This is a genomic window from Hydrogenophaga crocea (assembly GCF_011388215.1).
In the GTDB taxonomy this organism is placed as follows: Bacteria; Pseudomonadota; Gammaproteobacteria; order Burkholderiales; family Burkholderiaceae_C; genus Hydrogenophaga; species Hydrogenophaga crocea.
Window position 1 is genome coordinate 1277574 of record NZ_CP049989.1, and the last position, 16825, is coordinate 1294398.

Here is a 16825-nt window from a genome sequence, read left to right on the forward strand (position 1 = left end):
CTCCTTGAAAGGTCGCGGGGGCGGTAAAAAAAAGCGGGCGGCTCAGCCGCCGTTGGCGTAGCGCCAGGCCAGCTCGGCCATGGGGCGCGCGCCCGCGGCCGAGCGCACCGCCTGCTCGCTCGAGGCCGTGCCGGCCTCCACGCGCTTGGCGATGCCCTGCAGGATGGCCGCAAGGCGGAACATGTTGTAGGCGAGGTAGAACGACCAGTCGGCCTGCAGCTGCGCGGGCGTGGCGAAGCCGGTGCGCTCGCAGTAGCGCGCGATGTACTCGGCCTCGGACGGGATGCCCAGTGACGCGAGGTCAAGCCCCGCGATGCCACGGAACATGCCCGGCGGGATGTGCCACGACATGCAGTGGTAGCTGAAGTCGGCCAGCGGGTGGCCGAGCGTGGACAGCTCCCAGTCGAGCACCGCGAGCACGCGCGGCTCGCTCGGGTGGAACATGAGGTTGTCGAGCCGGTAGTCGCCGTGCACCACCGACACCATGCTTTCGTCGCGCGCCATCGCGGGCACGTTCTGCGGCAGCCACTCGATCAGCCGGTCCATCTCGGCGATGGGCTGCGTGACCGAGGCCTGGTACTGCTTGCTCCAGCGCCCGATCTGGCGCTCGAAGTAGTTGCCAGGCCTGCCGTAGTCGGTCAGGCCGATGGTGTCGGGGCGCACGCGGTGCAGCGCGGCCATCACGCGGTTCATCTCGTCGTAGATGGCGCCGCGCTGCGCGCGGTCCATGCCGGGCAGCGACTGCTCCCAGAGCACGCGCCCATCCACGCACTGCATCACATAGAAGGCACGGCCGATCACCGACTCGTCTTCACAGAGCAGGTGCATCTGCGCCACCGGAACGTCGGTCGACGCGAGCGCGCTCATCACGCGGAACTCGCGTTCGATGGCGTGCGCCGAGGGCAGCAGCTTGGCCACCGGGCCGGGCTTGGCGCGCATCACGTAGGCGCGCCGCGGCGTGATCAGCTTGTAGGTGGGATTCGATTGGCCGCCCTTGAACATCTCCACCGTGAGCGGGCCTTCGAAGCCCGGCAGGCGGGGTTCGAGCCAGCGCTGCAGGGCAGCGGTGTCGAAGGCGTGGCGGTCGGTCACCGGCCGCGTGCCGGTGAAGTTCTGTGCTTCGGTCATTCGGCAGCGGCGGTTCGGGGCAGGGCCCTCAGGTTTCGGATTCGGCGATGCGCATGAGCGCAGCGCGGTTGCGCACCACGAGGCCACCCTGCTCGATGCGGATGGTGTCCTCGCGCTCCATGGACTTGAGTTCCTGGTTCACGCGCTGGCGCGACGCACCCAGCAGCTGCGCGAGTTCCTCCTGCGCCAGCTGCAGGCCGATGCGCGTCTCGTTGCCGTCGTTGAGGCAGGGCACGCCATAGCTGCGAACCAGGTGCAGCAGCTGCTTGGCCAGGCGCGCGCGCAGCGGCAGCGTGTTGAGATCTTCCACCAGGCCGAACAGCGTGCGGATGCGCCGCGCCTGCAGGCGCATCAGCGCCTCGTAGAGCTCCACGTGCGTGGCGAGGATCTTCTGGAAGTCGGTGCGCGCCACGCACATCAGCGTGGTGGGGCCATGGGCGTACGCATCGTGCGTGCGCTGGTCGCCGTCGAACATCGCCACGTCGCCGAACCACACGCCGGGCTCCACGTAGGTGAGCGTGATCTGCTTGCCCGACAGCGAGGTCGAGCTCACGCGCACCGCGCCCTTGGCCACGCCCGTCCATTCCGAGGCCGGGTCGCCGCGCGCGACGATGAGGTCGCCGTCCTTGAATCGCTTGACGTAGGCGCATCGCAGGATGTCGTGCCGCAGGGAGGGAGAAAGGCTGTTGAACCAGCGACCGCTGTTGATCGCCTCGCGTTCTTCCATTGTCAGAATCGGCTCGTCCATGGTCTGTCTTTTGAGTGACTGCGGTGCCTGCGGATGTCGCGGTGGGGACCGCGTGGCTTCAGCGGTACTGGGCGCTGCGCTTCTCGAGGAAGGCCGAAATGCCTTCGCCCGCGTTGGCGTGGTGAAGGTTGCGCACGAAGTGGTCGCGCTCGGCATTGAGCTGGGTGTGCAGCGCGGCCTGCGGCGCGTCGTTCACGAGCTCCTTCACGCTGGCCAGCGCATTGGGCGCGCGTGCATTGAGGCGTTCGGCCAGCGCGAGCGCCTGGCCCAGCGCGGCGCCGGGTTCCACCACCGTGTTCACCACACCGAGCTGCTGCAGCCGCGGTGCGCCCACGCGCTCGCCGCCCATGAGCAACTGCATGGCCGTGGCGCGCGGCAGCATGCGAGCGAGGCTCCAGCTGCCGCCGCCATCGGGCGACAGGCCCACGCCGCTGTAGGCCATCACGAACACCGCGTTGTCGGCCGCGACGATGAAATCGCAGGCGAGCGCGAGCGAAAAGCCCGCGCCCGCGCACGAGCCTTCGACCGCCGCGATCACGGGCTTGGGGCAGGCGCGGATGGCCTCGATCCAGCCGTGCAGGCCGTCGATGCTCTGCGCCTGCACCTCGGGCGCTTTCTGCCGGTTGGCGAGCAGGCGCTGCAGGTTGCCGCCCGCGCAGAAGTGGCTGCCTTCGCCCGTGATGATCACGCTGCGCACGTCGGGGTTGCCCTCGGCCACGCTCAGGGCCTCGATGCCGGCGGCGTAGAGCTCCGGGCCGAGCGCGTTGCGGTGCTCGGGGTTGCTGATGGTGAGCACCAGGGTCGCGCCCTGGCTGTGGCTCTTGAGGCTGGCGGTCATGGCGTGATCAGAGTTCTTCTTGCTTGAGGCTCAGGCCCAGCGCGCCACGGCGGCGCAGCCAGGGCGAGGGGCGGTAGCGCGCGTCGCCGTACACGGTCTGCAGGTTGAACAGGATCTCGAGCACGTTGGTGGGGCCGATGCGGTCGCCCATGGCCAGCGGACCCATGGGGTAGCCCAGGCCCAGCGTCACGGCGACGTCGAGGTCGGACGGGCTGCAGATGCCCTGCTGGCACATGTCGGCCGCGATGTTGACGATGGTGGCGACCACGCGCTGCGTCACGAAGCCGCCGCTGTCGCGCACCACGCTCACCGGCTTGCCGTCGCGCGCGAACAGGGCGTGTGCGGCGTCGCGCATGTCGGCGCGCGTGGCCGGGTTGGTGGCCAGCACGCGGCGCTTGGTGGCGCTGTCTTCGAGCATCATGTCGATGCCCACGGTGCGCGAGGCGTCGTGGCGCTCCACCGCGGCCAGTGTGGTCACGTCCAGGCCCAGCGGTGCCACGAGGATCAGCGCCTGCGAGGAGGGCGCCGCGGCGGTCTCGATGCTCGCGCCCAGGTCCTTGAGCAGCTGGTAGATCTCCTGGCGGCGCGCGGCCTTGGGCGAGACCCACACGGGCGGCAGTTCGGCCACCTGCGGCACCGGCGGTTCGGCCGGCACCTGGGCCGCGCCGTCGACGTAGCGGTAAAAGCCTTCACCCACCTTCTTGCCCACCACGCCGCCGGCCAGGCGCTGCGCGGTGATCACGCTCGGGCGGTAGCGCGGCTCTTCGTAGTACTGGTGGTAGATCGACTCCATCACCGGGTGCGACACGTCGAGCGCGGTGAGGTCCATGAGCTCGAAGGGGCCGAGGCGAAAGCCCACCTGGTCGCGCAGGATGCGGTCGATGGTGGCGAAGTCGGCCACGCGCTCGCCGACCACGCGCAGCGCTTCGGTGCCGTAGCCCCGGCCCGCGTGGTTGACGATGAAACCCGGGGTGTCCTGCGCGGCCACCGGCGTGTGGCCGTAAGCCCGCGTGAAGCCCATGAGCCGCTCGCACACGGCGGGGTCGGTCTTGAGGCCCGCGATCACCTCGACCACCTTCATGAGCGGCACGGGGTTGAAGAAGTGGTAGCCCGCAAAGCGCTCGGGGTGGCGCAGCGCCGCGCCGATCGCGGTGATGGACAGTGACGAAGTGTTGCTCACGAGCACCGCATCGGGTGCGACGATGTCTTCCAGTTGTTTGAACAGGCCTTGCTTGACCTCAAGTCGCTCCACAATCGCCTCGATGACGAGATCACACGCCTTCAGGTCTTCGGCCGACGCCGCCACCTGCAGCCGTCCCAGGCAGGCATCGCGGTCCGCGGCCGAGAGCTTGCCCTTGGCGACCAGGCCGTCCCAGGTCTTGGCCAGCGCCTCGCGCGCTTTCTCGGCGGCGCCCGGCTGGGCATCGAGCAGCCACACACGAACACCTGCCTGGGCCGCCATTTGGGCAATGCCGCGACCCATGGCACCGGTGCCAACGATGCCTGCGCAGTCGAAGAAGGATTGCATATCTGTGTTTTATTTGGGTTGAAGACGCCTTTGCCTATGACAAAATGTTTCAACCTGTTGGGAAGGAAATCCGACGTGCGCCAGATTTGGACAGCCTGCATTTTGCTATCAACCGCCATGGGCAGTTCCGCTGTCACGCTGGGCCGCCACAGCGGCGTCGCGTTGATCGGCCGTCCGCTGGATGTGCGTTTGCAGGTCATGCTCGCCCCGGGCGAGGACATCGGCACGCAGTGCGTGGCCGCCGAGGTGTTCTATGGCGATGTTCTCGTGCCGTCCAACCTGGTGACCGTCACGACCAGCATCGCGGCCGGTGAAACCACCGGCACGGCACGCGTGGTGTCGAGCCAGCCGATCAACGAACCCATCGTCACGCTGTCGGTGCGGGCCGGATGCGGTCTGCCGTTTACGCGCCGTTACGTGCTGTTGGCCGACCCCGTGAGCGAGCCGGCGAGCACCCAGCCGCTGCCCGCCCCGGCCGCCGTGGCACCTGCACCGGCACCGCTGCCCGTGCCTGCCCCGCAGGCGGCACCGGCAGCGGCGGCGGTGCCCGCACCCCCGCCGACGGCTGCGCCCGCGCCCGCCCCGGTGGTACGGGCCCGCCCCCCGGCGCCACCCAAACCGCCCAAGGTGGCGGTGGCGCCGCGCCCCAAACAAAGCGCCCCGGCGCCGGCTCCGGCACCCAAGGTCGCCAATGCGCCGGCCGGCGCAGCCGCCGCGCCCGCGGCCGGTGGCTCGTCCCGCCTGCGGCTGGACCCGCCCGATCTGCCAGCCAGCGGTGCCGGCAGTCCTGGTGGCCAAGCCCCTGCCGGTTCGGCGGCGGGTTCGCCGGCCGAACCCAACGCGCTTGAAACCGCACTGGCCGCGGCCAACGCCGAGGTGGCGCGCAACAACGAACGCCTGGCCGCACTCGAGGCCGAGATGGCGCGCTTTCGCGAAGCCCAGCAGCGCGATCAGGCGCGCGTGGCCGAGCTGACCGCGCAACTCGCGCGGGCCGAGGAAGACCGTTACAGCAACTGGGTGGTGTTCCTGCTCGGCGGCCTGCTGGCGCTGGCGCTGGCCGCCATCGCCGTGCTGATGCGCCGCCAGCGCCGTGAAACCGCTCTGGCCTCGGACGCGTCGCGCGCCTGGTGGGCCGAGCAGCCAGCGGACGAGGCGGATGAGCCCCCGACGCGCGCGTCGCGCCGTGCTGCCCTCGAACCCAGCGCCCCGGTGCCGCTCGACGAGATCGACGTCGACGTCGATTCAGCGCCCGTGCCGCTGCCGCCGCCCGCCATGCCGCGCAAGGCCGCCTCCGACAGCCTGCCCCCGATCGACCGCCGTGAATTTGCGCCCAGCGCCATGGGCGTGTCGCGTTCGGTGGCGACCGAAGAGCTCTTCGACGTGCAGCAGCAGGCCGATTTCTTTGTTTCCCTCGGTGAAGACGAGCAGGCGATCGCGGTGCTGCGCAACCACCTGGCCGAGAGCCACGAGCCGAGCCCGCTGGCCTACCTCGACCTGTTCCGCCTCTACCACCGCCTGGGCCGCCGCGAAGACTACGACGCGCTGCGCGAAGAGTTCAACACCGTGTTCAACGCCGGTGCGCCGCAGTTCGACCGCTACAGCGACAAGGGCCGCGGCCTCGAGGCCTACGAAACCGCATTCGCGCGCATCCAGGCCCTGTGGCCGCAGCCGCGCGTGCTCGACCTGATCGAGCGCAGCATCTTCCGCGACAGCCAGGAGGGTGAGACCGAGGTGTTCGACCTCGAGGCCTACCGCGAGCTGCTCATGCTGCACGCCATCGCCAAGGAGCTGGTGGAGCGCGATGCCGGCAGCACCCAGCCGCCGCGCGATTTCCAGAACACCAACATGCAGCCGCTCAAGGCGGCCGGCAAGGCCGAAGCGGCTTCCGCGCCGGCGGGGGCGGGGGCGGGCGAAGAGACGCAGCGCCGCAACGTCACTGTGCCGATGGACCTGCACGTGATCCCCCCGGCGTCGCCGCGCGTGGCGCTCGACGTGAACATCGAAGAGCTCGAGATCGAATCGCAGTTCGAGGCCTCGCTGCCCGAGGTCGACGTGCCGGTCGAACCCACGGCGGGCCGCAGCCGCGCGTTCCGCGAGGGCGAAAGCATGATCGACTTCGAGATCCTGGACAACATTCCGCCGGTTCAGCGCCGCGACAGCGACCGCAACGGCGGCTCCAGCGACGACCCCGCGCGCTGAGCGCGCGGCCGGTCAGCGCCGGACCTGCAGGGCGCCCGGGTTGACGATGTTCGTCGGCGTGCCTTTGATGAAGTTCACCACGTTGTCGAAGGCCGAGTTGAAGAAGGTCTCGTAGTTCTCCTGCTCCACGTAGCCGATGTGCGGCGTGCAGATGCAGTTCTCGAGCCGCAGCAGCGCATGGCCCTGCAGGATGGGTTCGGACTCGAAGACATCGACCGCCGCCATGCCCGGTCGGCCCCGGTTGAGCGCAGCCAGCAGGGCCTCGGGCTCGATGATCTCGGCGCGCGAGGTGTTCACGATCAGCGCCGTGGGCTTCATGCGCTGCAGGTCGTCGAGCTTCACACAGCCCATGCTGCGCTCGCTCAGCCGCAGGTGCAGGCTCAGCACGTCGCAACTTTCGAAGAAACCTTCCTTGCTCGTGGCCACGTCGTGGCCGTCGGCCAGGGCGCGGGCGCGCGATTCTTCCGAGCCCCACACCACCACGCGCATGCCGAAGGCGCGGCCGTAGCCGGCCACGATGGAGCCGATGCGGCCGTAGCTCCAGATGCCCAGCGTCTTGCCGCGCAACACCATGCCGACCCCGAAGTTGGCGGGCATGGCCGACGACTTGAGGCCTGACTGCTGCCAGGCCCCGTGCTTGAGGTTGGACACGTACTGCGGAATGCGCCGCATGGCGGCCATCACCAGGGCCCAGGTGAGTTCGGCCGTGGCCACAGGCGAGCTCACACCCTCGGCCACGGCGATGCCGCGCTCGGTGCAGGCCGCCACGTCGATGTGGCTGCCCACGCGACCGGTCTGGGCGATGAGCTTGAGCCGCGGCAACTTGTCGACCAGTTGCCGCGTGATGTGGGTGCGTTCGCGGATCAGCACGACGATGTCGGCGTCGCGCAGGCGGACCGACAACTGGCCCACCCCCTTCACGGTGTTGGTGAAGACCTTGGCGGGATAGGCCTCGAGTTTCTCAGCGCATTGCAGCTTGCGGACGGCGTCCTGGTAGTCGTCGAGGATCACGATGTTCATGGGCGCTTATTGTGCCCGCGCGCTTCATGACCCTTCGGCCGCCCCAGGGCGCCAAGGTGCTTCCGGATGTAGCCCGCGCGCTCAGCGCGCCAATCGGCGTCGGCCCTGGGCTTCGCGGTCGGCCAGGCGATCGAGTTCGCGGCACACCTCGTCGATGCGGCCCGCGAGGGCCACGCGGCCGTCGTGACGGCCACGCGCCAGCGACTCGTTGGCCGCGGGCCGGCCGAGCCAGCCCGCGCGCGCGAAGCGGCGCACCGCGGGCGTGGGCGTGGCGGCCTGCGCCAGGCTCAGCGCCGCGCTGCGGCCCGTGAGCGAAGGCTCGGGCAGCCAGCATTCGATGAGCTGCAGGGGTTTGCGCCAGCTGCTGGATTGGAAGAACAGTCCCATGTGAAACGCCTTTCGGGGTTGAACACAGGCAGGATTGATCGTGGAAGCCGCCGTCGCGGGGTTGTGCCGCTCACCGGGGTGAGGGCCCAACGCCCGCCACCCGCAACGGTGGCGTGGACCCGGTCGGGTCAGTTCTGGAAGCTGTTGCGGATCAGGCCCACGGCCAAGCCTTCGATCTCGAAGGGTTCGCCGGGCTCGACCACGATGGTGGGGTAGTCGGGGTTCTCGGCGTGCAATTCGATGTGGTCGCGCAAGCGCATGTAGCGCTTCACGGTCACGTCGTCGCCGAGCCGGGCCACGACGATCTGGCCGTTGCGCGCCTCGCGCGTGGCCGCGACCGCAAGCAGGTCGCCGTCGAGGATGCCGACGTCGCGCATGGACATGCCGCGCACGCGCAGCAGGTAGTCGGGCGTGCGCTGGAACAGGCCGGGTTCGACCGCGTAGGTCTGGTCGACATGTTCCTGGGCAAGGATGGGCGAGCCCGCGGCCACACGGCCGATCAGGGGCAGCACGAGCTGGGCGAGGCCGGGCAGGGGCAGGGCCATCTGGCGCTCGCGCGACTCATTGATACTCTGCAGGTCGGCACGGCGCAGCCGGATGCCGCGCGAGGTGCCGCTCACGAGCTCGATCACGCCTTTGCGCGCGAGCGCCTGCAGGTGCTCTTCGGCCGCATTGGCCGACTTGAAGCCCAGCTCGGCCGCGATCTCGGCACGCGTGGGTGGCGCGCCGGTGCGGGCGATGGTGCTCTGGATCAGCGACAGGATCTGTTGCTGGCGGGCGGTGAGCTTGGGGCTGGCAGCGGTGTCTTGCATGGGGCCTCGCGGTCGGTGTTCGGATACTGTTCGGGTATCCAGTGCCTGTATTTTTAACCAGTTATCGAGGATGACGCAAGTGGCACGTGAAGATTCCACCGCCCGGTTCGTGGTGCTGGGCATGGGCGGCACCATCGCCGGCCGGGCCCGGCAGGCCGGCGACAACGTCGGCTACGAGGCGGGCCAGGTGCGCGTGGAGGACCTGGCAGCGGGGCTGCCGGCGCTGGCCGGGCTGGACATCCGCTTCGAGCAGGTGGCCCAAATCGACAGCAAGGACATGCGCCTGGCCGAGCTGCAGGCGCTGGTGCGGCGCGTGCAGGCGTTGCTGCACGATCCGCAGGTGCAGGCCGTGGTGGTCACGCACGGCACCGACACGCTCGAGGAAACCGCCTACCTGCTGCAGACCCTGCTGGTGCCGTCCAAGCCCGTGGTGCTCACCTGTGCCATGCGCCCCGCCACCGCGGTGTCGCCCGACGGTCCGCAGAACCTCAGCGATGCGCTCGCGGTGGCCGCGCACCCGGGCGCGCGCGGCGTGACCGTGGTGTGCGCGGGCCGGGTGCACGGCGCGTTCGAAGTGGCCAAGCAGCACCCTTACCGCACCGATCCTTTCGACTCGGGCGACGCGGGCGCGATCGCCCAGGTGGAAGAGGGCCGCGTGCGGCGCTTCCGCGACTGGCCCGCCGAAGGCCGCCACGGGCCGCGCTGCGCGGCCTTCCTCGCGGCCGCGGCGCTGCCGCGTGTGGCCTGGATCGACAGCCATGCCGACGCTGGCGCCTGGCAGGTCGAGGCGCTGTGTGCGGCCGGGGTGCAGGGGCTGGTGGTGGCCGGCACCGGCAATGGTTCGGTGCACCAGCACCTGCTGCAGGCCTTGCGGGCCGCGCGCGACGCCGGTGTGCGCGTGGTGCTGGCCACGCGCAGCGGCGCGCCCCTGGTGGGCCATCCCGCGCAGGCCTTCGAGGCGCTTGACGGGCTGTCGCCCGTGAAGGCGCGTTGGGCGCTGGCGCTCGACCTGCTGCCGGGCTGAGCCATGTTCGCCGCGCTGGCCTCGCACCCCTGGGCCTATCCCATGCTCGAGGTGGCCCACATCGTGGGCATCGCTTTGCTGCTGGGCAATCTGGTGCTGATCGAGGCGCGGGTCTGGGGCTTCGGTCCGGCCCTGCCGGCCGAACCGCTGGCCCGCCTGGGTCTGTCGATCGCGGTGGCGGGCTTCTCGCTGTGCGCGGTGAGCGGCCTGGTGATGTTCGCCACCATGCCGCAGGAACTGTTGGCCAACCGCGTGTTCACAGCCAAGATGGCGCTGATCGCGGTGGCCGCCTGCAACGCGGGCCTGTTCCATGCGCGCGGCTCGCTGCAGCGCCTCGACGGTCCGGCGCGCGCGCTGATGGCGGTGTCCACGCTGTTGTGGCTGCTGGTCATCACCTGCGGCCGCTGGATCGGCTACGTGTGAACCGCTCGACGAAGGAGACCCTCATGCACCGCAGAAACCTGCTGCAGGCCGGTGGCGCGCTCGCCCTGGGCAGCGTGGCCGGCCTGGCCCGCGCCCACCACGGCTGGAGCAGCTTCGATCAGGACCGCCCGATCTACCTCGAAGGCCGCGTCGTGCAGGCGGCCTGGCGCAACCCGCATGCCGAGTTGGTGCTCGAAGTGCCCGAGGGCCTGGCCGTGCCGGCTGCGCTCGCGCAGCGGCCGTTGCCCGCGCAGACCGCAGGCGTGGACGGCGCGGGTCTGCTGCGCCGCGCGGTGGTGCCCACGCGCAAGGACAGGCGCTGGCAGATCGAGCTCGCGCCCATCTTCCGCATGAACCAGTGGCAGGTGAGCGAGGTGAAGGTGGGCGACAGCATCGCGATGGTGGGCTTCACCTTCCAGGGCGAACGCGGTGAGCCGGTGCTGCGCGTCGAGTACCTGTTCGTGGGCGACAAGACCTACGGACTGCGTTCGAGCCCGGCCTGAGCCGGGCGCGCATGAAAAAGCCCCGCCGGGGCGGGGCTTGCGCTGGCGCGGGGCGGGTTCAGGCCGACAGGGCCTGCAGCGCGCGCGCGGTGATGTCTTCCACGCTGCCCACGCCACTGATGGCACGGTACTTGGGCGCGGCGGCGGCGTCGTTCTGCGCCCATTGGCGGTAGTAGTCCACCAGCGGGCGGGTCTGTGCGCTGTACACCTCGAGGCGCTTCTTGACGGTCTCTTCCTTGTCGTCGTCGCGCTGGATCAGGGGCTCGCCGGTCACGTCGTCCTTGCCTTCGGCCTTGGGCGGGTTGAACTTGACGTGGTAGGTGCGGCCCGAAGCCGGGTGCGAGCGGCGGCCGCTCATGCGCTCGATGATGGCGTCGAAGGGCACATCGATCTCGAGCACGTAGTCGAGCTTGACGCCCGCGGCCTTCATGGCGTCGGCCTGCGGGATGGTGCGCGGGAAGCCGTCGAAGAGGAAGCCGTTCGCGCAGTCGGGCTGGGCGATGCGTTCCTTCACGAGGTTGATGATCAGGTCGTCGCTCACGAGCGCGCCCGCGTCCATCACGGCCTTGGCCTGCAGGCCCAGCGGCGTGCCGGCCTTGACGGCCGCGCGCAGCATGTCGCCCGTGGAGATCTGGGGGATGCCGAACTTCTGGCAGATGAACGCCGCCTGCGTTCCTTTGCCAGCCCCCGGTGGGCCCAACAGAATCAGTCTCATCGGTTTCCTTTTCAGAGTTTGAATCGCGTCGTCGCTTGCCTCGGGCGACGCCCCTGGGCATGGGCGCCGGGGGTAACCGGGCGAGGATAGCATGCGCCCCCTGACACAGCCTTACGCCGCGCCGGGGCTGCAGGCCTCAGCGCGCGGCGAAGAGGGCGCGCACGCGCTCGAGGTCTTGCGGCGTGTCCACGCCCGGGCCCGGCGCGTGCGCGCTCAGGTGCACGGCGATGCGCTCGCCGTGCCACATGGCCCGCAGCTGCTCGAGCGACTCGAGCCGCTCGGTGGGCGCCACGGGCAGGCCGGGAAAGCGGCGCAGGAAGGCTGCGCGGTAGGCATAGATGCCGACGTGCCGCAACGGTGCGGGCGAGGGCAGGCCATCACCCTGGGCCATGCCATCGCGCCACCAGGGGATGGGGGCACGGCTGAAGTAGTGCGCAATGCCGTCGCGATCGAGCACCACCTTGACCACATTGGGGTTGAGCCAGTCGTCGCGGCGCTCGATCGCATGGGCCGCGGTGCTCATGGCGCAGCCGGGGTGCGCGCGCAGCTTCTCGGCCACCGCGCCGATCAGCGCGGGCTCGATCAGGGGTTCGTCGCCCTGCACGTTCACCACCAGGTCGTCGCCATCGAGGCCGAGCAAGGCGCAGGCCTCGGCGAGCCGGTCGCTGCCGCTGGGGTGGTCGGCGCGGGTGGCCACGGCCTCGACGCCGTGCGCCTCGCAGGCGCGCAGGATGCGCGCGTCGTCGGCCGCCACCACGCAGCGCAGGGCGCCACTGAGGGCCGCGCGTTGTGCCACGCGCACGACCATGGGCAGGCCGGCGATGTCGGCCAGGGGTTTGTCCGGCAGCCGGCTCGAGGCCATGCGCGCCGGGATCAGCACGGTGAAGCCGCTCACGTCAGTCGGGCGCGCGCGGCGCTGGCGGGCGCGCGGCTTCTTCTTCGGTCAGCGGGCGCGCTTCGTGTTCGAGCAGGATGGGAATGCCGTCGCGGATGGGGTAGGCCAGGCGCGCGCTGCGCGAGTGCAGCTCCTGCCGTTCGCGTTGGTAGATCAGCGGGCCCTTGGTGACGGGGCACACCAGCAGTTCGAGCAGTTTGGCTTCCATGGCGCGAATGATAGGCGGGGCTCAGCGGCGCAGGGTGGCGAGGTGGGCGTCCACGGCGGCGAAAAAGCCGGGGTCGATGTCGAGCCGCAGCGGCACGGCCCAGGCCGGCTGCGAGGCCGGCAGGCCGGCGAGCTTGACGAGGTCTTTCTCGGTGCACAGCACCGGGCCCTGCCAGCCGGCGAGGGCCCGCCGCAAGGCGCTGGCGTCGGCGTGGTCGGGCAGGGGCAGCAGGCGCTGCGGCCGCACGCCGGCCGCGGCCAGCATGCCGAAGAAGGCCTCGGGTCGAGCAATGGCGGCGAGCGCCGCGCAGGGCGTGTCCGAGAAGGTGTGCAGCGCGCGCGTTCGGCCCTGCAGGTCCACCACCTGCGCGGCGAGCCCGCGGCGCACGCCGAAACGCGCCATGCCCGCGGGAACGGGCAGCACAAGGTCGGGCGGGCACAGCAGCAGTTGCGGGGCCTGCGTGCTGCCGGCGCGCGGCGGCCAGGGTTCGCGCAGCAGGCCCGCGGGCAACAGCCAGCCGTTGCCCAGGCCGCGCGCGTCGAACACGGCGATGCGCAGGTCGCTGCGCAAGGGCCAGTGCTGCAGACCGTCGTCGCAGACGATGAGGTTCACCTCGGGGTGAGCCGCCAGCAGCGCCTGCGCGGCGTCGACGCGGCGTCGGCCCACCCACACCGGCACGCCGGTGCGGCGGCGGATCAGCAGCGGCTCGTCGCCGCTGCGTGCGGGATCGGTGTCGTCGCGCACCTCGGTCACCGCGTCCTCGCGGCGGCCATGGCCGCGCGAGACCACGCCCACGCGCCAGCCGCGGGCCCGCAGGTGCTCGATCAGCGCGAGCGTGGTCGGGGTCTTGCCGGCGCCCCCGGCCACAAGGTTGCCCACCACCAGCACGGGCACGGGCAGCGCCCGGGGCCGCAGCCAGCCGAGCCCGTAGGCGGCGCGGCGCAGGCCCAGCAGGGCGCGGTAGACCAGTGAGAGCGGCCACAGCAGGCAGGCCAGCGGGCCGCGCCGCTGCGCCATGCCCTGCCAGCCCGACTCGCGCGCGGCCTGCGGCATGCGGCTCAGCGCGTGCGCGCGCCGGCGCTGCCCTGTTGCGTGGCGAAGGTGATCTGCACCAGACCCGCGCGGCGCGCGGCGTCCATCACGTTGATGACGGCCTGGTGCGCGGCGGCCGCGTCGGCGCTGATGACCACCACGGTTTCGCGGCCGCCCTCGGCGCTTTCCTGCAGCGCGGCGGTGAGCTGTTCCACGCTGGAGCCCTCGAGCACGCGGCGGTTGATCGCATAGCGCCCGTCGGCCCCCACGGCCACCACCACCTCGCGCGGGTTCTGCTTGGGGGCTTCGGCATCGGCCACCGGCAGGTTGACCTTGAGTTCGGTGAACTTGCTGTAGGTGGTGGTGAGCACCAGGAAGATGACCACCACCAGCAGGATGTCGATGAACGCGATCAGGTTGATCTCGGGTTCATCGCGCGTGCCGCGGGTGTGGAAGTTCATGGCTTGCGCACGGTCATGAGGTGGCGCGCGAAGCGTTCGGCCGCCACTTCCATGGTCAGCAGGTACTCGTCCACGCGGGCGCGGAAGTAGCGCCAGAAGATGAGGGCAGGGATCGCCACCATGAGGCCGAAGGCCGTGTTGTAGAGCGCGATCGAGATGCCGTGCGCGAGCTGGGCCGGGTTGCCGCCGCCGGCCACCACGCCCATGCCGTCACCGGCCTGCGAGCCGAAGATCTCGATCATGCCGATGACCGTGCCCAGCAGCCCCAGCAGCGGCGCGGCCGACGCGATGGTGGCCAGCGCGCCCAGGTACTTCTGCATGCGCGCCGCGGCATGGCGGCCCGCGCCTTCGAGGTTGGCCTTGAGGTCCTCGGCGGTGGCACGCGGGTTGGCGTTGAAGGTGCGAAATCCCGTGGCCAGCACCGCGCCCAGCAGCGAGTTCTGTTCGAGCTGCGCCACCACGTCGGGGCCGGGGATGCCGTTGCGCGACACCATGATGGCTTCGTCGAGCAGTTTGGGCGGTGCGATCTTGCTGGTCTTGAGGCTGATGAAGCGCTCGATGACGAGGGCCAGGCCCAGCACGGAACAGATGATCAGGGGCCAGATCGGCCAACCAGCGGCTTGTATGATGGACAGCAACTCTGGGCTCCGGATGACGTTGGTGCCGACGGCACCGCACAACGCGGCGGATTATGGCCCAGCCCCCCCGCACTGCCCGCAGCTTCTCATTCACAACTTCTGTGGATAACTTTGTGAAGAACCCGGCGAACAAGCCCGCACGGTGCAGCGCCGCTGCGGTCTTGGCTGGAATGCCCGTTTTTTCGGCAGCACATTCCGCTTTGGAATCAAGGCCCTGGGCGTCATGCGGCGGCCTGTCGGGCATTCACGACAACAACCCCAGCAACGGCGCGGCCTGTGGACACGTTTGACCCTGAAAACCCCGGCGGCGCTGCATCCGCGGCCGCGCAGGGGCCATCCACCGAGCGTGTGTGGGCGGTTGGCCCGCTGGTGCGAGCCGTGGCCGACACCTTGTCGGCGCGCTTCAATCCCGTCGCGGTGCAGGGCGAGCTTTCGGGCTTCTCGCGCGCGGCCAGCGGGCATTGCTACTTCTCGCTCAAGGACGACGCCGGCCAGCTGCGTTGCGCCATGTTCCGCCGCGTCGCCGACGGCATCGGCTTCGCGCCGCGCGACGGCCTGCGCGTGCAGGTGCGAGGCCGGCTCGACGTGTACGGCCCGCGCGGCGACCTGCAACTGATCGTCGAGGGCATGAAGCCCGCGGGGCAGGGCAGCCTGTACGAACAGTTCCTGCGCCTGAAGGCGCAGCTGCAGGCCGAGGGCCTGTTCGAGCCCGGACGCAAGCGCCCCGTGCCGGCGCATCCGCGCCACGTCGGCGTGGTCACCTCGCTCGGGGCCGCGGCCCTGCGCGATGTGGCCACCGCCTTGCGCCGGCGCGTGCCGCACGTGGCGGTCACGGTGTTCCCGGCCTCGGTGCAGGGCGCGCAGGCGCCGGCCGAGATCGTGGCCGCGCTGGCCTCGGCCAACGCCCACCGCGGCGAGCGCGGCCCCTGCGACGTGCTGCTGCTGGTGCGTGGTGGCGGCTCGCTCGAAGACCTGTGGTCGTTCAACGACGAGGCGGTGGTGCGCGCCGTCGCGGGCTCGGCCCTGCCCGTGATCGCCGGCGTGGGCCACGAGACCGATTTCACCCTGGTCGACTTCGCGGCCGACCTGCGTGCGCCCACGCCCACGGCCGCGGCCGAGCTCTGCGCCGCACCGCGCGAGCAGCGGCTTGGCGAACTCGAATACCTGCAAGAGCGCCTGCAGGGCGCGGCGCAGGATGCGATCGACACCCAGGCCCAGCGCCTCGACCGCCTTGCGCAGCGCCTGGGCCGGCCCGCGGCGCGGCTGTCGCAGGCGCGCGAGCACCTGCAGGTGCTGCAGGCGCGGCTGCAGGGCGGCACGCGCCTGTGGCTGCAGCGTCAGACCTCGCGGCAGCAGCAGCTCGCGCTGGGCCTGCCCCAGGGCGTGGCGCGCGGCCTCGAGCGCCAGCGCGAACGCCTCGCGCGGCAGCAGGCCGCGCTCGGCCTGCTCGACCCGCGCCTCGTGCTGCAGCGCGGCTACGCGTACCTCACCGACGACGCCGGCCACGCCATCACCGGGGTGGCACAGGCCTTGCCGGGCGCCGCGCTGCAGGCCACGCTGGCCGACGGCGTGCTGCCCCTGCGGGTGCGCGGGCCTGCCGACGCATAACCCCGTTGGCGTGGCCGTCGCCCACGCTGCCTACAATCGCCGATCCACCCACAACCACACAGAAGAGGACGCGCATGGAACACACCCTGCCGGCACTGCCCTACGGTCTGGACGACCTGGCCCCGCACTACAGCCGCGAAACCCTGGAATACCACCACGGCAAGCACCACAACGCGTACGTGGTGAACCTCAACAACCTGCAAAAGGGCACCGAGTTCGAAGCCATGGCGCTCGAGGACATCGTGAAGAAGTCTTCCGGTGGCATCTACAACAACGCCGCGCAGATCTGGAACCACACCTTCTTCTGGAACTGCATGAAGCCCAACGGCGGCGGCGAGCCCACCGGCGCGCTGGCCGCGGCCATCACCGCCAAGTGGGGCAGCTACGCCGCCTTCAAAGAGGCCTTCACCAAGAGCGCCGTGGGCAACTTCGGCTCTGGCTGGACCTGGCTGGTGAAGAAGGCCGACGGCTCGGTGGACATCGTGAACACCGGCGCCGCCGGCACCCCGCTGACCACCGCCGACAAGGCCCTGCTCACCGTGGACGTGTGGGAGCACGCCTACTACATCGACTACCGCAACGCCCGTCCCAAGTTCGTCGAGACCTTCCTCGACAAGCTCGTGAACTGGTCGTTCGCCGAGAAGAACTTCGCCTGATT

Annotated in this window: 19 protein-coding genes; 6 read left to right on the forward strand and 13 right to left on the reverse strand. The window is 70.5% G+C overall.

The window, feature by feature from the left end:
- Positions 1-42: 42 nt before the first annotated feature.
- From G9Q37_RS06260 to G9Q37_RS06275, 4 genes are read right to left on the reverse strand one after another with little or no spacing between them, the layout of a single operon-like run.
- Entirely contained in the window at positions 43-1128 is a 1086-nt protein-coding gene (locus G9Q37_RS06260) for a phosphotransferase (protein WP_166226098.1), read from the reverse strand.
- Positions 1129-1156: 28 nt separating this feature from the next.
- Positions 1157-1876 (reverse strand): Crp/Fnr family transcriptional regulator, encoded by a 720-nt coding sequence (locus G9Q37_RS06265; RefSeq protein WP_166226101.1) that lies wholly within the window; start codon positions 1874-1876, stop codon positions 1157-1159.
- Between the two features lie 58 nt (positions 1877-1934).
- The gene (locus tag G9Q37_RS06270) at positions 1935-2714 is read right to left on the reverse strand and encodes an oxepin-CoA hydrolase, alternative type (protein WP_166226104.1); all 780 of its coding nucleotides are present in this window, start codon (positions 2712-2714) and stop codon (positions 1935-1937) included.
- Between the two features lie 7 nt (positions 2715-2721).
- Positions 2722-4242 (reverse strand): 3-hydroxyacyl-CoA dehydrogenase, encoded by a 1521-nt coding sequence (locus G9Q37_RS06275; RefSeq protein WP_166226107.1) that lies wholly within the window; start codon positions 4240-4242, stop codon positions 2722-2724.
- 117 nt (positions 4243-4359) lie between these two features.
- Here G9Q37_RS06275 and G9Q37_RS21760 point away from each other — a divergent pair, with 117 nt between their 5' ends.
- Positions 4360-6441: a hypothetical protein gene (locus G9Q37_RS21760; protein ID WP_205710729.1), complete on the forward strand. Its 2082-nt coding sequence runs from the start codon at positions 4360-4362 to the stop codon at positions 6439-6441.
- Between the two features lie 12 nt (positions 6442-6453).
- Here G9Q37_RS21760 and G9Q37_RS06285 read toward each other — a convergent pair whose 3' ends face one another.
- The 3 genes from G9Q37_RS06285 to lexA form a co-directional block, all read right to left on the reverse strand.
- Entirely contained in the window at positions 6454-7461 is a 1008-nt protein-coding gene (locus tag G9Q37_RS06285; RefSeq protein WP_166226110.1) for a D-2-hydroxyacid dehydrogenase family protein, read from the reverse strand.
- An 81-nt stretch (positions 7462-7542) separates the two neighbouring features.
- Complete coding sequence (locus G9Q37_RS06290; RefSeq protein ID WP_166226113.1) at positions 7543-7848, reverse strand: hypothetical protein; 306 nt, start codon at positions 7846-7848, stop codon at positions 7543-7545.
- Positions 7849-7976: 128 nt separating this feature from the next.
- Positions 7977-8660 carry a transcriptional repressor LexA gene (lexA, locus tag G9Q37_RS06295; protein WP_166226116.1) on the reverse strand — a complete coding sequence of 228 codons (684 nt, stop codon included), beginning with the start codon at positions 8658-8660 and terminating at the stop codon, positions 7977-7979.
- A gap of 70 nt (positions 8661-8730) precedes the next feature.
- Between lexA and G9Q37_RS06300 the strand changes: the two genes are divergently transcribed.
- The 3 genes from G9Q37_RS06300 to G9Q37_RS06310 are packed head-to-tail and all read left to right on the forward strand — an operon-like array spanning position 8731 to position 10610.
- Entirely contained in the window at positions 8731-9684 is a 954-nt protein-coding gene (locus G9Q37_RS06300; RefSeq protein ID WP_166226118.1) for an asparaginase, read from the forward strand.
- A 3-nt stretch (positions 9685-9687) separates the two neighbouring features.
- A complete protein-coding gene (locus G9Q37_RS06305; protein ID WP_166226120.1) occupies positions 9688-10107 on the forward strand; it encodes a hypothetical protein in 420 nt (139 codons plus the stop codon).
- A gap of 23 nt (positions 10108-10130) precedes the next feature.
- Entirely contained in the window at positions 10131-10610 is a 480-nt protein-coding gene (locus G9Q37_RS06310; protein WP_205710730.1) for a DUF6152 family protein, read from the forward strand.
- 58 nt (positions 10611-10668) lie between these two features.
- Here G9Q37_RS06310 and adk read toward each other — a convergent pair whose 3' ends face one another.
- The 6 genes from adk to G9Q37_RS06340 form a co-directional block, all read right to left on the reverse strand.
- Entirely contained in the window at positions 10669-11325 is a 657-nt protein-coding gene (gene adk, locus G9Q37_RS06315; protein ID WP_166226123.1) for an adenylate kinase, read from the reverse strand.
- Between the two features lie 136 nt (positions 11326-11461).
- Positions 11462-12187, reverse strand: a complete 726-nt coding sequence (gene kdsB, locus G9Q37_RS06320; protein ID WP_166231018.1) for a 3-deoxy-manno-octulosonate cytidylyltransferase — start codon at positions 12185-12187, stop codon at positions 11462-11464.
- A gap of 34 nt (positions 12188-12221) precedes the next feature.
- The gene (locus G9Q37_RS06325; RefSeq protein WP_166226126.1) at positions 12222-12428 is read right to left on the reverse strand and encodes a Trm112 family protein; all 207 of its coding nucleotides are present in this window, start codon (positions 12426-12428) and stop codon (positions 12222-12224) included.
- A 21-nt stretch (positions 12429-12449) separates the two neighbouring features.
- The gene (lpxK, locus tag G9Q37_RS06330; RefSeq protein ID WP_166226129.1) at positions 12450-13481 is read right to left on the reverse strand and encodes a tetraacyldisaccharide 4'-kinase; all 1032 of its coding nucleotides are present in this window, start codon (positions 13479-13481) and stop codon (positions 12450-12452) included.
- A 5-nt stretch (positions 13482-13486) separates the two neighbouring features.
- Positions 13487-13921 carry an ExbD/TolR family protein gene (locus G9Q37_RS06335; protein WP_166226132.1) on the reverse strand — a complete coding sequence of 145 codons (435 nt, stop codon included), beginning with the start codon at positions 13919-13921 and terminating at the stop codon, positions 13487-13489.
- Positions 13918-14559 carry a MotA/TolQ/ExbB proton channel family protein gene (locus G9Q37_RS06340; protein WP_166226135.1) on the reverse strand — a complete coding sequence of 214 codons (642 nt, stop codon included), beginning with the start codon at positions 14557-14559 and terminating at the stop codon, positions 13918-13920. Before G9Q37_RS06340 ends, G9Q37_RS06335 begins: the two co-directional genes overlap by 4 nt.
- Positions 14560-14907: 348 nt before the next feature.
- Between G9Q37_RS06340 and xseA the strand changes: the two genes are divergently transcribed.
- Both xseA and G9Q37_RS06350 read left to right on the forward strand, forming a co-directional pair.
- Positions 14908-16167, forward strand: coding sequence for an exodeoxyribonuclease VII large subunit (xseA, locus tag G9Q37_RS06345; RefSeq protein WP_166231020.1), 1260 nt, complete (start codon positions 14908-14910; stop codon positions 16165-16167).
- A gap of 74 nt (positions 16168-16241) precedes the next feature.
- Positions 16242-16823: a Fe-Mn family superoxide dismutase gene (locus G9Q37_RS06350; protein ID WP_166226138.1), complete on the forward strand. Its 582-nt coding sequence runs from the start codon at positions 16242-16244 to the stop codon at positions 16821-16823.
- Positions 16824-16825 lie beyond the last annotated feature (2 nt).